This window comes from Serratia sp. 2723 (assembly GCF_050434425.1).
GTDB lineage: Bacteria > Pseudomonadota > Gammaproteobacteria > Enterobacterales > Enterobacteriaceae > Chania.
In genome coordinates this window covers 281,355-294,941 of the sequence record NZ_JBNDIN010000003.1, presented here as the reverse complement: position 1 = coordinate 294,941, position 13,587 = coordinate 281,355, and the positions used below count along the sequence as shown (strand labels likewise).

General features: G+C 53.0%; 13 protein-coding genes. 3 read left to right on the top strand and 10 right to left on the bottom strand.

From position 1 onward, the window contains the following. Positions 1-108: 108 nt before the first annotated feature. Positions 109-900: a DUF4198 domain-containing protein gene (locus tag ABIE29_RS06350; RefSeq protein ID WP_429617305.1), complete on the top strand. Its 792-nt coding sequence runs from the start codon at positions 109-111 to the stop codon at positions 898-900. A gap of 40 nt (positions 901-940) precedes the next feature. Here ABIE29_RS06350 and yajL read toward each other — a convergent pair whose 3' ends face one another. Together yajL and panE are read right to left on the bottom strand one after the other, a co-directional pair. Beyond that, complete coding sequence (yajL, locus tag ABIE29_RS06345) at positions 941-1,531, bottom strand: protein deglycase YajL (protein ID WP_429617304.1); 591 nt, start codon at positions 1,529-1,531, stop codon at positions 941-943. After that, a complete protein-coding gene (gene panE / locus ABIE29_RS06340; protein ID WP_429617303.1) occupies positions 1,494-2,405 on the bottom strand; it encodes a 2-dehydropantoate 2-reductase in 912 nt (303 codons plus the stop codon). Before panE ends, yajL begins: the two co-directional genes overlap by 38 nt. Positions 2,406-2,574: 169 nt before the next feature. On the opposite strand from panE, the gene ABIE29_RS06335 reads away from it, so the two are divergent. Continuing rightward, a complete protein-coding gene (locus ABIE29_RS06335; RefSeq protein ID WP_024483937.1) occupies positions 2,575-3,066 on the top strand; it encodes a YajQ family cyclic di-GMP-binding protein in 492 nt (163 codons plus the stop codon). A gap of 777 nt (positions 3,067-3,843) precedes the next feature. Here the strand turns inward: ABIE29_RS06335 and ABIE29_RS06330 are convergent. From ABIE29_RS06330 to ABIE29_RS06295, 8 genes are all read right to left on the bottom strand, one after another. Further along, positions 3,844-5,208: an MFS transporter gene (locus ABIE29_RS06330; protein ID WP_429617302.1), complete on the bottom strand. Its 1,365-nt coding sequence runs from the start codon at positions 5,206-5,208 to the stop codon at positions 3,844-3,846. Positions 5,209-5,535: 327 nt separating this feature from the next. After that, entirely contained in the window at positions 5,536-6,426 is an 891-nt protein-coding gene (gene cyoE / locus ABIE29_RS06325) for a heme o synthase (RefSeq protein WP_429617553.1), read from the bottom strand. A 17-nt stretch (positions 6,427-6,443) separates the two neighbouring features. After that, positions 6,444-6,782 carry a cytochrome o ubiquinol oxidase subunit IV gene (locus ABIE29_RS06320; protein WP_024483939.1) on the bottom strand — a complete coding sequence of 113 codons (339 nt, stop codon included), beginning with the start codon at positions 6,780-6,782 and terminating at the stop codon, positions 6,444-6,446. Next, on the bottom strand, positions 6,782-7,396 hold the full coding sequence (locus tag ABIE29_RS06315) for a cytochrome o ubiquinol oxidase subunit III (RefSeq protein WP_024528376.1): 615 nt from the start codon (positions 7,394-7,396) through the stop codon (positions 6,782-6,784). Before ABIE29_RS06315 ends, ABIE29_RS06320 begins: the two co-directional genes overlap by 1 nt. After that, positions 7,386-9,377 carry a cytochrome o ubiquinol oxidase subunit I gene (gene cyoB / locus ABIE29_RS06310; RefSeq protein ID WP_429617301.1) on the bottom strand — a complete coding sequence of 664 codons (1,992 nt, stop codon included), beginning with the start codon at positions 9,375-9,377 and terminating at the stop codon, positions 7,386-7,388. The genes ABIE29_RS06315 and cyoB overlap by 11 nt, the downstream gene beginning before the upstream one ends. Positions 9,378-9,381: 4 nt before the next feature. After that, positions 9,382-10,335 (bottom strand): cytochrome o ubiquinol oxidase subunit II, encoded by a 954-nt coding sequence (gene cyoA, locus ABIE29_RS06305; protein ID WP_429617300.1) that lies wholly within the window; start codon positions 10,333-10,335, stop codon positions 9,382-9,384. A gap of 444 nt (positions 10,336-10,779) precedes the next feature. Then, positions 10,780-12,258, bottom strand: a complete 1,479-nt coding sequence (gene ampG, locus ABIE29_RS06300; RefSeq protein ID WP_429617299.1) for a muropeptide MFS transporter AmpG — start codon at positions 12,256-12,258, stop codon at positions 10,780-10,782. 48 nt (positions 12,259-12,306) lie between these two features. Then, positions 12,307-12,885: a lipoprotein gene (locus tag ABIE29_RS06295; RefSeq protein ID WP_429617298.1), complete on the bottom strand. Its 579-nt coding sequence runs from the start codon at positions 12,883-12,885 to the stop codon at positions 12,307-12,309. A 354-nt stretch (positions 12,886-13,239) separates the two neighbouring features. Here ABIE29_RS06295 and bolA point away from each other — a divergent pair, with 354 nt between their 5' ends. Then, positions 13,240-13,554, top strand: a complete 315-nt coding sequence (gene bolA, locus ABIE29_RS06290; RefSeq protein WP_429617297.1) for a transcriptional regulator BolA — start codon at positions 13,240-13,242, stop codon at positions 13,552-13,554. The last annotated feature ends 33 nt before the right edge of the window (positions 13,555-13,587 follow it).

Genomic DNA, 13,587 nt, shown 5'->3' with positions numbered 1-13,587 from the left:
CCTCTTTTTTCTCTTTTCCCTCGAATAACTTTGACATAGTGACTCACTTTGGTTTATTTGTTGTTATGTTATAACGTATCTTTTATTGATTGGGAAAGGAGCAGGTTAATGCGGTTAAAAAAGTTGGTGGTGATATTGCCTTTTTGGTTTATCAACCATTCGCAGGCCCATTCTTTATGGGTTAATGCGCTACCCGCTGCGGGTGGACAGAGCACGATAGAACTAGGTTATGGAGATGAGTTCCCTAGCGCAGAAACGATCCCTGAAGATCGCCTGCACATTTTCTCACCGGCACAGTTGATCGGAAAGAATGGGGATCTGATGCTGAAGCCTGGTAAAGAGAATTACCAGTTCGTGACGGAAAAACCGTTAGCCAAGGGCAGCTATGCCGCTATCGCTATCTATAAACCTACCTATTGGTCGAAAAATAAAGCGGGATGGCAACAGCAGAGCAGGACGGAAATGCCAGACGCGCTGTACTGCGAGCGGGCTTCCATGTTTGGCAAAACCATTGTGAACATCGATGGGGCGACAGAGACCGCAGTCATCAGCCAGCCACAGGGGTTGCAGTTGGAAATTATCCCGTTGGCCAACCCGGCTACTATCAAGCCAGGGCAGCCGTTGCCAATACAGGTATTGTATGACGGGAAACCGTTAAAGAATGCCGATGTGACGGCGACGTTTGCCGGTTTTGGCGACCAACACCAGCACCACGGGCATACTCATAGTCATGCCAAAGCCTTTTTGAATCAGACGGACGGTAAGGGCAAAGTCAATGTTTACCCGCTGAAGGCGGGATATTGGGTAGTCGAAACCGAACATAAACTGCCTTATGTGGATAAGGCGAAATGTGATGAATCCGTGTTGCTTTCAACGCTGACCTTTACCATCAGCGAATAAGTCATTGGCTTGGCAGGCCAACCGGCCTGCCGATATTGATTCAATCGCGGAAGTCGTACATGCCAGGGATCAGTACCAGCTGTGCCGCTATCTCAGCCGCTTTGGCCTTCCCCAACAGCAAATCGATCAGTTTCAGGGCAAACTCCATCGAGGTGCCTGGCCCTTGACTGGTGAGCAGGTTGACGCGTGGGTCGAAAACAACGCGTCTTTCCATCCACTGTCCTTCGGGGATCTGCTCCTTCAGGCCGGGGAAACCGGTCATATTACCGATAGGGAACAGTTGGTGATGCTGCAATACCAAGGCCGGAGCCGCACAGATGGCGGCGACAATGTTGCCTTGCAGATGCATCTGGCGGACTTTTTCCACCAGCAACGGGCTATCGCGAAAACATTCCGCACCCTTGATACCGCCAGGTAAGACGATGGCGTCAAAGTGGTCATCAACAATCGCCACCAAGGGGGCGTCTGCCAGCAGCTTCACGCCGCGTGAGCAGACGATGGTCAGGCTGCCGTCACTGGCTACGCTGGCGGTCGTTACTTTGACTCCGGCGCGAACCAGCAGGTCGATGGTGGTTACGGCTTCGGTTTCTTCACTACCAGGTGCCAGGCAGACCAATGCCGATGCGCTCATAGCTATTTTCCTTGCGTTTAATGATTTCAAACAGCCGGGTATTTTCTGGCAGGGAAATGCCGTGGCTGCGTCCGCGACGCAGCAAATAACCGGTAATATAGTCGATCTCGGTGTGCCGCTGAGAACGGATATCCTGCAGCATTGAGGACGTGTTGTCCGCCGTCAGCTGGATCACCTGCATCACATAGAACACCAGGCTTTCGCATGAGGTGTGGTGACCTTCCATCTCCATCACGCTAGCCACTTCACGGCAGATAAGCTCTATCTGCTCAGGATAGCGTTGCAGATCGCCATTGCGGCAGTCATACAGCACGGTTAGCGGGTTGATGACACAGTTGACCGCCAGCTTGCGCCAACTGGCCGAAGCAATATTATTATGCCAGGCAACGTCCGGCATGGCCTGATGCAGTATCTCTGCCAGATGGCTGAGATGGGTCGCTTGCTGGGTCGTTGGGCCGATATGGGTGGTACCGTTGGCGACGTGCACAATGGTGTTACCATCATGGCGTGCGGCATGCGTGGTGATGCCCTGTAACACCGGCTGGCTGTGCGGTGGCAGCTCTTCTTGAGTCCCTATGCCGTTATGTAACAGTAAAATGGCACAGTGAGGGGGTAACTTGGGCAGCAATGCTGTCACCGCGCTGGAAACCTGCCAGGCTTTCAGGGTGACCAGCAGCAACTCACTTTGCCGCAGGTGCTCGGGATCGTTGGTGGGCAAATTACGGTTAAACGATGTGCCGTCGGCTTCAATGACGTTGACCGCACAAAATGGTTGGGGCACCCGTAGCCATCCCTGTACATCGTGACCCTGCTGATAGAGTTTGGCCAGCCACAGTTGTCCGAGTGCACCGCAACCAAGAATGGTTATTTTCATAAAATCTCCTTGGTGTCCGGTAAGACCACTGGTGTATCCTTTTGATTATAGGCTTTTCTGTTGTTGAACGTCTTGTTCAAGCGCATATCCGAATTTTGCCTGCAACCGCAAAGCAGGTATTATGCACGGCATCGAAATCATAGAGCACCCATTCAGGAGGAAGAGAAGTATGCCATCTTTCGACATCGTTTCCGAAATTGATATGCAGGAAGTTCGCAACGCCGTTGATAACGCTACCCGCGATCTCAGCACCCGTTGGGATTTCCGTAACGTACCGGCCAGCTTTGAGCTGAACGAGAAAGACGAAAGCATTAAGGTCGCCAGCGAGTCTGACTTCCAGGTGCAGCAACTGCTGGATATCCTGCGTGAAAAACTGATGAAACGCAGCATTGAAGGCGGCGCGCTGGAGATCCCGGAAGAGCTGACCCACAGTGGCAAAACCTATAGCGTGGATGCCAAGCTCAAGCAGGGGATCGAAAGCTCAATGGCGAAGAAGATCGTCAAGCTGATCAAAGACAGCAAGCTGAAGGTACAGGCGCAGATCCAGGGTGATGAAATCCGCGTTACCGGTAAGGCCCGCGACGATCTGCAAAGCGTGATGGCGCTGATCCGTGGTGCCGATCTGGGGCAGCCGTTCCAGTTTAAAAACTTCCGCGATTAAGTAGTGCCGATCTGGGGGGATAGCCCCTCACCCTAACCCTCTCCCACAGGGAGAGGGGACCGATCGTGCCACAACGTTACGTCTGTTCCAGTCTGCAACCCCACGTCAAATATTCATCTGAACATGCCACAGACAGAGTGTTGTGCCTGACTATAATGCCGTACCAGCCCCTCTCCTTTTGGGGAGAGGGGACCGATCGTGCTACAACGTTACGTCTGTTCCAGTCTGCAACCCCACGTCAAATATTCAACTGAACATGCCACAGACAGAGTGTTGTGCCTGACTATAATGCCGTACCAGCTCCTCTCCTTTTTGGGGTGAGGGGACCGATCGTGCTACAACGTTACGTCTGTTCCAGTCTGCAATCCCACGTCAAATATTCATCTGTACATGCCACAGACAGAGTGTTGTGCCTGACTATAATGCCGTACCAGCTCCTCTCCTTTTTGGGGAGAGGGGACCGATCGTGCCACAACGTTACGTCTGATCCAGTCTGCAACCCCACGTCAAATATTCATCTGAACATGCCACAGACAGAGTGTTGTGCCTGACTATAATGCCGTACCAGCTCCTCTCCTTTTTGGGGAGAGGGGACCGATCGTGCTACAACGTTACGTCTGTTCCAATCTGCAATCCCACGTCAAATATTCATCTGTACATGCCACAGACAGAGTGGTGTGCCTGACTATAATGCCGTACCAGCTCCCTCTCCTTTTTGGGGAGAGGGTTGGGGTGAGGGGGAACAACAGACGATTAAGCCAAAGTAGATGGGCATCCTTAAAGCGCAGCGATCAGGGCTTCCAACTGGCCGCGATTGGTCTGTTTGGTATCTACCTTCACGTAAGCGCTGCGCTCCTCTGGAACCACGACCGCCTCCGCTACGCCCGGCTGAGCCAGCAAACGGCTTTGTAACGCCGAATCTTTTACCGCCAGTTCAGACAACGTGATACGCAGGCTGCTGACGTAAGGCGGCTCTTTCATGGTACTGCTGACCACAAACCAGACGGCGGCAAGTACCGCTCCGGCGATAAACACCAATCCTGCTCCCTGTAGGCCGTACAACCAACCGCCGACACTGCCGCCGATGGCCACGCCAATAAACTGGCTGGTGGAGTAAATCCCCATCGCCGTGCCTTTATAACCTGCCGGGGACTCTTTACTGATCAGCGAAGGCAGAATAGCTTCCATGACGTTAAACGCCATAAAGAACAACTGCACCCCGGCAATGATGCCCCATAGATGCTGACCAGAAAACCACAGCACTACCTCGGCACAAAAAAGCACCGCTACGCAGCCCATAAAGACCTGCTTCATACGGCGGTATTTTTCCGCATAGATAATAAACGGCACTACGGCGATAAAGGAAACCAGCATGGTGACCAGATAGACTTTCCAGTGGTCCGCAGCGGCCAGCCCGGCTTTTTCCATCGCCAGCGGTAGGGCGACGAAGCTGGACATCAGCAAGATATGCAGGCACAGAATGCCAAAGTTGAGTTTCAACAGCCGCGAATTATTCAGCACCTTGCTGAAACTGCCCCGCACGATGCTCGATTCCCGGTTCAGCACATGTTCGTCGGCAGAAGGCACGACCAGCAAGGTGATGGCGATACCGGCTAATGACAGCACGGCAATCATCCAGAACAGCGCCTGCAAACCGAAAGCATGGGTCACTATCGGGCCTACTACCATGGCGATAGCAAAGGTGATGCCGAAGCTGATGCCGATAAACGCCATCGCCTTGGTACGGTTCTGTTCGCGGGTTAAATCCGACAGCAGCGCCATCACCGCAGCGGCAATCGCCCCGGAACCCTGCAATGCACGGCCAAGAATGATGCCCCAGATCGAATCGCTCAAGGCGGCGATCACGCTGCCGAGGGCGAAGATCAGCAGCCCGCCGACGATCAGCGGCTTACGGCCAATGCGGTCGGAAACCAGGCCGAAAGGGATCTGAAATACCGCCTGCGCCAGGCCATAAATACCGATAGCCAGACCAATCAGTGCCTCACTGGCACCATGCAGCGCCATCCCATAGGTGGTCAGTACCGGTAACACCATAAACATGCCGAGCATGCGCAGTGAGAAAACGGTACCCAAGCCCCAGGTCGCGCGGCGTTCTAGGGGCGTCATAATATTGTCGTTCATGTAAACCTCAGTTAACCCGTCGCCTTTCAAGTTGCAGCGTTGTTACCTGCACTTGCTCACCCCAGGTCACTTACAAAAGTAAGCTCCTGGGGATGAGCAAGCTTGTCGCCTAGCTGCAACTTGAAATTCATAGGGTATCGAACCTATTCCAACAGGTTAAGCGGGGGACTTGGCCAGTTGGAATAGCCTCGGCAAAGTTGCGTCATTCTAGTGCGTAGGGCTGGGGGGGTAAATCGAATGTTGTTTAACAGATATTACAGTTGGCGTGCTTTTCTCCGAAACAAATAAAATGGGCCGCTAAGCGGCCCATTCGCAGATAACCGCTGTTTACCAAACGTAGGTTAACAGGGTTTCTGGTGTGGCACTGGCACTGAAATCGATCGACATCATCACGCTAAGTGAAGTAATGGCCACGATTGAGAACACAAACAGTTTGCGCGCCCAGACGCTGTCATTTTCGGCTTTGTAGCCGCGTAACGCCATGCCCAGCCACCATACGCTCACCGCCGCTGCGACGATCAGGTATTTGTAGCCGGCATAACCACCCAGGGTCAGCATCAGCGTGGCGATCATAAACGCCAGGATGTAGAGCGTGATGTGGTTTTTGGCAACGGAGATGCCTTTCACCACCGGCAGTACTGGAATATTGGCTGCCTGGTAATCTTTAAAGCGGAAGATGGCAATCGCATAAGAATGCGGCATCTGCCACAGGCTGAAGATGGCCAGCAGGATCAACGCACCAGCATCAAACTCGTTAGTGACCGCGCAGTAGCCAATAACCGGCGGCGCGGCTCCCGACAGGCTGCCGATCAGCGTGCCGTATACCGAGTGGCGTTTCATGTACAGGCTGTAAACGCCGACATAAACCACAAAGCCCATCACCGCCAGCCACATGGCCAGCGGGTTGGCTGCGATATACAGCAGTGCAAAACCAGCAATACCCAGCAAGGTAGCGTAAACCAGGCTCACACTCGGCGCGATCAGGCCTTTTACCAGCACCCGGTTCTTCGTTCTCTCCATTTTCTTGTCGATGTCGCGGTCAATGTAGTTGTTAAATACACAGCCCGAGGCAACCACCAACGAGACTCCCAACAGGGTGGCGAGAAACAGGGGATAGTCGATGCTTCCTTTGGAAGCGAGCAGGAATCCCCCGACGACAGAAATTAAATTACCGAAAATAATTCCTGGTTTAGTTACTTGCAGGTATTGCTTAATCATCACGTCCAGCTCTGCTCTTAATCGACCATCATGTTGATGTTGAGGTTGTACATAATCCAGAGTGAACCCACAACAACGATACCGATGATCATAGCAGTGAACAGCAATGCCACCAGGTTCCAGCGCTCTTCCGATGAGGTGTTCATATGCAGGAAGTAAACCAGGTGAACGATCACCTGGATAACCGCCATGCCGACCACAACCGCCAGGATGGTGGAGTGAGAGGCGCTGCCGCTCATCACCATCGCAAATGGGATCACCGTCAGGATGACCGACAGGATAAAGCCGGTCAGATATGACTTCACGCTACCGTGGCTTGCGCCGCCGTGAGAGGTATCATGGGATGAATGGCTCATTACATTACCCCCAGCAGGTAGACAACGGTAAATACGCAGATCCAGACCACGTCCAGGAAGTGCCAGAACAGGCTCAGACACATCAGACGGGTTTTATTGGTTGGGTTCAGGCCACGCTTGCTCACCTGGATCATCATGATGATGATCCAGATCAGGCCGGTGGTCACGTGCAGACCGTGAGTACCTACCAGCGCAAAGAAGCTGGAGAGGAACGCACTGCGGTCTGGGCCGTAACCTTCGGCGATCAGGTGATGGAATTCATAGATCTCCATCGCCACGAAGCCGACGCCAAACAGGAAGGTCAGGAACAGCCAGGTGTTAACGCTGCTTACCTTGCCCTTGTTCATGCCGATCATCGCCATACCGTAGGTGATGGAGCTGAACAGCAGCAGGAAAGTTTCAACCAGTACAAAATTCAGGTCGAAGATATCTTTCCCAGTGGGACCGCCCGCGGTCCCGTTCACCAGTACTGCATAGGTTGCGAACAAGCTCGCAAACAAAATACAGTCGCTCATCAGGTAGATCCAGAATCCGAAGACCTTGGTTTCTCCTGCGTCGTGGTGCCCATGCTCGGCATGGGCTGCGCTATGGTTGGTCAGAGTATCAGTTGACATGTTTCACGCCTGCTTTGCTGATTTGTTCATAGTGTTGGTTTTCAATGCGCTCGATCTCATCAACCTGCACATAGTAATCAACATCTTCATCGAAGCTCTTGACGATCCAGGTCACGATCATGCCGACGAAGCCGGCAATCGCCATCCACCAGATATCCCAGATCATCGCGAAACCAAATACCAGGCTGAAGCCAGCAATAATCACACCGGCACCGGTATTCTTCGGCATATGAATCGGCTCGTACTTCGCGGGTTTCTTATAGGCTTCGCCTTTTTCTTTCATGTCCCAGAATGCATCACGGTCATGAATTTCTGGCACTACGGCGAAGTTATAGAACGGAGGTGGTGAAGACGTTGACCACTCCAGCGTACGTGCACCCCACGGGTCACCGGTTAGATCGCGGTTCTGCTCGCGGTCGCGGATACTGACGTAAACCTGAATCACCTGGCACAGGATACCGCAGGCAATCAGCGCTGCACCGCCAGCCGCAACCAGCAGCAGAGGGTGGAACTCAGGATTGATATTCTGGCTGATACGGCGGGTCATCCCCATAAAGCCCAGTGCGTACAGCGGCATAAAGGCGACGAAGAACCCGATGATCCAGAACCAGAATGCGCGGATACCCCAAGTCTCATTCAGACGGAAGCCGAAGGATTTAGGGAACCAGTAGGTCAGGCCAGCGAAGCAACCGAACACCACACCACCGATAATCACGTTATGGAAGTGGGCAATCAGGAACAGGCTGTTGTGCAGCACGAAGTTGGCACCCGGTACCGCCAGCAGCACGCCGGTCATCCCACCGATGGAGAAGGTGATGATGAAGCCCACGGTCCACAGCATCGCGGAGTTAAGCTGAATACGGCCTTGGTACATGGTGAACAGCCAGTTGAAGATTTTCACCCCGGTCGGGATGGAAATGATCATCGTGGCAATGCCGAAGAAGGCGTTAACGTTGGCGCCTGACCCCATGGTAAAGAAGTGGTGCAGCCAAACGATAAACGACAGAACGGTGATCGCGATGGTTGCCCATACCAGTGAGGTATAGCCGAACAGGCGTTTCTTCGAGAAGGTGGCGGTGACTTCAGAGAATACACCGAACACCGGCAGAACCAGAATATACACCTCTGGGTGACCCCAGGCCCAAATCAGGTTGATGTACATCATCATGTTGCCGCCCATATCATTGGTAAAGAAATGGGTGCCCAGATAGCGATCCAGGGTCAGCAATGCAACGGTGACGGTCAGAATTGGGAAGGAGACGATGATCAGCACGTTAGTACACAGTGCTGCCCAGGTGAACACTGGCATCTTCATCATTGGCATGCCAGGGGCACGCATCTTCAGGATGGTGGCGAAGAAGTTCACACCGGTCAACAGGGTACCCAGACCGGAAATCTGTAGACTCCAGATCCAGTAATCGACCCCGACGCCAGGGCTGTATTCCTTGCCTGATAGCGGCGGATAGGCCAACCAGCCGGTCTGTGCGAATTCACCGACACCCAGCGAGATGTTGATCAGGACCACACCAACCACGAAGAACCAGAAGCTCAGGGAGTTCAGGAACGGGAAGGCAACGTCGCGCGCACCGATTTGCAACGGTACCACCACGTTCATCAGACCCACCACGAAAGGCATCGCCATGAAGAAGATCATGATGACGCCGTGCGCGGTAAAGATCTGGTCGTAGTGGTGCGGCGGCAGGAATCCGGCCTCACCGGCAGACGCGAGCGCCTGCTGGCTACGCATCATGATGGCATCAGCAAAACCACGCAGCAACATAACCATGGCCACGATGATGTACATGATACCGATTTTTTTATGGTCGACCGAGGTCAGCCATTCGCTCCACAGCCACTTCCATTTGCCGAAATACGTGATCAGCGCCAGCAGTGCCAGCCCGCCAACGATGATTGCAGCAACGGTGACCATGATGATCGGTTCATGCAACGGAACCGCATCAAGTGTTAATTTTCCCAACATCAGATTATTCCTCGGCTCCGGCGTGAGCATGTTCACTCATGTCCATACCCTGGCTCATGTCCATGCCCTGGTGCGCGGAAGCTTCTGCGCCTTTGTGCATGTGCATATCACCCATGAATTTGCCAATAGTCTCTTTGAACAAATTCGGTTTGACACTGGAGAAGTACTCAACCGGGTTGTTTTCACTCGGCTCTGCCAGTTTGTTAAAATCGCTGGTGGCGTTAAGGGTATTAGACGATTCTTTCACCTTGGCTACCCACTGATCGAAGTCGCCTTCGGTCGGGGTGACAATGGCGGTGAATTTCATGCCGGAGAACCCGCGGCCACTGAAGCTGCTGGAAATACCGTCGTATTTGCCTGCTTCGTTGCCGATCAGGTGCAGTTTGGTCTGCATCCCGGCCATCGCATAAATCTGCCCACCTAACTGAGGAATAAAGAACGAGTTCATTACCGAGTTAGAGGTGACTTTGAATTCGACTGGAACATCTTTCGGGAAAGCCAGCTCATTAACGGTCGCGATACCCTGCTCTGGGTAGATGAACAGCCACTTCCAGTCTAACGATACCACTTCGATGGTCATTGGCTTTTTGTCGGTGACAATCGGCTTGAATGGATCCAGCGCGTGGGTCGTTTTCCAGGTTATGGTGCCAAGGATGGCGATGATAATGATTGGAATGGTCCAGACGACCGCTTCAATCTTGTTGGAGTGTGACCAATTAGGACTGTACTTGGCGCTTTTGTTGGAAGCACGATACTTCCAGGCAAAGGTAAACGCCATGAAGATCACTGGTACCACAACGATCAGCATCAAGCCGATTGCCGTGAGGATCAGTCTTCGTTGCTCAACACCTATTGCTCCTTTGGGATCCATCAACACCATATCGCAACCGCTTAGCATAACGGCGGCGACAATTAAGGATAACATCCCAATACTTTTATTGTATTTCTTAAGTCTCATCTAACGACCCCAATTACCAAGGCTCTATATTGTCGTTTCATGTGTGCGGGCATTTTACGGGAAGGTTGCAGTACTGTAAACATACTTAAGAGAGTGTCAGCGGCTTGTTGACACTTTCTGTTAAGGGGGTCACACATGTAACCTTAGGTGACAATTTACTAATGGCAACAATATGTTGGCGAGCTGAATCGTTCCGGGAGGATGCTATGTCATGGAAAATCAAGGTGATGTCAGGGTATGCCGTCAGTGGGGGCGATGCTTGAATAGGCACAAAAAGGTTTATTTAATGTGAATTTTTTGTTTTATCCAGGTGAATTAAATTCTATTTCTGAGTGTTTTACTCGGGTAAAAAAATAACTTTGGCGAAAATATAAAATTTTTAACGAAATAAGTTCGTTTTTCTGATGCTTTTTTGTTGGCCGAATTTTATCGGCCGACAAAAAATCACGCTAATTGTGTTCTGCGTAACGCCAGGTAGTCCAACAGGCTGCCCATGATAATCCCCACCAGGCTCAGCATGGCACCGGTTTGCAGCAGCTGCACGGCGAGGTTGGGCCAGTGGGTCCAATCCAGTGCGTTGGCGATCAGCAGCAGCAGCCATATACCTAGCAGTGAGCAACCGACGCCCAGCAGACGCAGTGCCCAGCGATAGGCGGCACGAAACTCCGTACGTGGCATAAAGTTGTCGGTACGTTGCGTGTACTCCAGCGTCTGACGGCAGATTAACAGCAGCAGCAGGCCAGGAACCGCAGCCGCGATGGAGAACAGATAAAACAGTGGCCAGCCGTGGGCGGTCACGAACCAACCGGCAATTGGCCCGACGTAAACACGGCCAACGGCGGAGAGTGCCGAGAGCAGGGCAAACTGGGTGGCGGAGAAGGACTTGTTGCACAGAGTCATCAGCAGGGCGACAAAGGCTGCGGTGCCCATGCCGCCACACAGGTTTTCCAGGAAAATGGCACTGCCCATCGTGAGGATGTTTTTATCGGTGATCGCCAACAGCCAGTAACCGATGTTGGACACCGCCTGCAGAATGCCGAACAGCATCAACGCCCGGAACAGGCTGAGACGCTGCATCAGGACGCCGCCGAACAGGGCCCCGACAATGGTGGCAAACAGACCGAGCGTTTTATTCACCAGGCCGACCTCGCCAGCATCGAAGCCGACGCCGCGGATCAGAAAGGTGGTGCTCAAACTCCCGGCAAAGGCGTCACCCATCTTATACATCACGATCAGCAACAGGATCAGCCAGGCATTGTTACGGGCGAAGAAGTCACGCAGCGGAGCGACGACCGCCAGCTCCAGGGTACGCGGCGCAGGAATGCTGTCGTCCGGTTCCGGGGCCATCAAGGTAGCGACTACGCCAATTAGCATCAGCCCGGCCATTAACCAGTAAGTCGCCTGCCAGCCGAAATAGCGATCGGCCAACCACAGGGCCAGCCCGCCGGAGACCAGCATCGCCAGGCGATAACCCAGCACCGACACCGCTGCCCCGGCACCGCGTTCTTCGGCCGCCAGCAGATCGGTCTTGTAGGCGTCAAAAACAATATCCTGTGAGGCGGAACAGAATGCCACCACCACCGCCAGCGAGGCCAGCCACCACAGATGCTGTGAAGGATTCATAAACCCCATTGCCACGATGGCCGCTACCAGCAGTAACTGGCTGATCAACAACCAGCCACGCCGCCGCCCAAGGAACGGGGGTGTGTAGCGATCCATAAACGGTGACCAGAGGAACTTGAACACATAGGCCTGACCTACCAGCGAGAAGATGCCAATGGTTTTCAGATCGAGCCCTTCGACGGTCATCCAGGCTTGCAGCGTGCCGGAGGTCAATGCCAACGGCAGCCCCGAGGCAAAACCCAACACCAACAGGATGACGGAATTACGCTGGGTAAAAATATTCAGATACTGTTTCGACATGAGATCCTGGTCTGCGTTGCCTGGAGGTACAGGCAACGCATTGCCTGATTAACGTGCGTTTTGCTTGATAAAGTCGTTGACGCTGGTGTCCTGAGCCATATCGGCGATGACGTCACCCAGCACGGTGTTGACCGCATCGGTGATTTTGTCATTGCTGGCGGTGAAGGCTCCCTGTACGTTATAGGTAGAACGGTAGTTCTTCACCTGCTTGTTGCCGTTTTTGGCCTGCGCGATGATTGAAATATCGGCTTTGGTGGTGATGTTGTAGCGTAGGTTTCCTTGGGAAACGTCGGCAAACAGCGTATTCACCACGATCTGCAAATCAACCGCACCCGATGGCCCAATCATATAGCCACGTGCGCCCATCTGTTTTTCCAGCACTTCTTGCAGCAGGAAGCGCAGATCGCGCGATGGGGTCAGGGTGATCAGTTGGCCGTCACGGTTCACTTTGGCCAGCGCCTGATCTGGGCGTTGATCGGCACCGTTAATGCTGATGGTGATCCCTTGCAGGGTTGGATCCTGCTGAGGCAACACGATCTTCGGAGTCACGTTCAGCGTATTGGTGGTGGTAGCACAGCCAGCCAGCAACAGTGCAGCCAGCAGTGGAAGACAAAGTTTTTTTAACATTATGACTGTCTCATCAATCGTGGTTTTATACCCGGTGCTGTTCAAGCCCGCGGGCAGGGTTGTGGGTGCTTGATAATCAAAGCGCTAGAGTCAACGATAAATTGCCGCCATCATAGCATTGCCAACAACGGGGGGAAGTATTGAAGGTGGCCATGACGTAAATTTTTCCTCAACCAGGATAAAAACAGGCTTTTTCGAGCGGCTCAATCGGATAAACCTCAACCGACCGGCTTTTTTTGATGCATTTTTCAGCATTGTGTCATGGGATTTACGAGAAGCCATGTTCTGATGGGGGCAAAACCGACTAATATTAAAGTAGAGCCTGGTAGTCTGCCGGTGTTGGAAGGAGATCCTATGATCCGCGAGCAAATAGAAGCAAAGTTAAGGGCGGCGTTTGAACCCGCGTATCTGGACGTGACAGATGAGAGCTATCGACATAATGTTCCTGCTGGGTCCGAAAGTCATTTCAAGGTGGTGTTGGTGAGTGATCGCTTTGTCGGCGAACGTTTCCTGACCCGGCATCGCGCCATTTATGGCGTGTTGGCGCAGGAACTGGAAGATGGCGTACACGCCCTGGCATTACATACTTATACCCTGAAGGAATGGGAAGCGTTGCAGGATACGGTTCCCGCTTCGCCCCCCTGTCGCGGGGCTGGCACATTAGCCTAAAACCTAAAATTTACGGTATCAGTGGAACTTTTA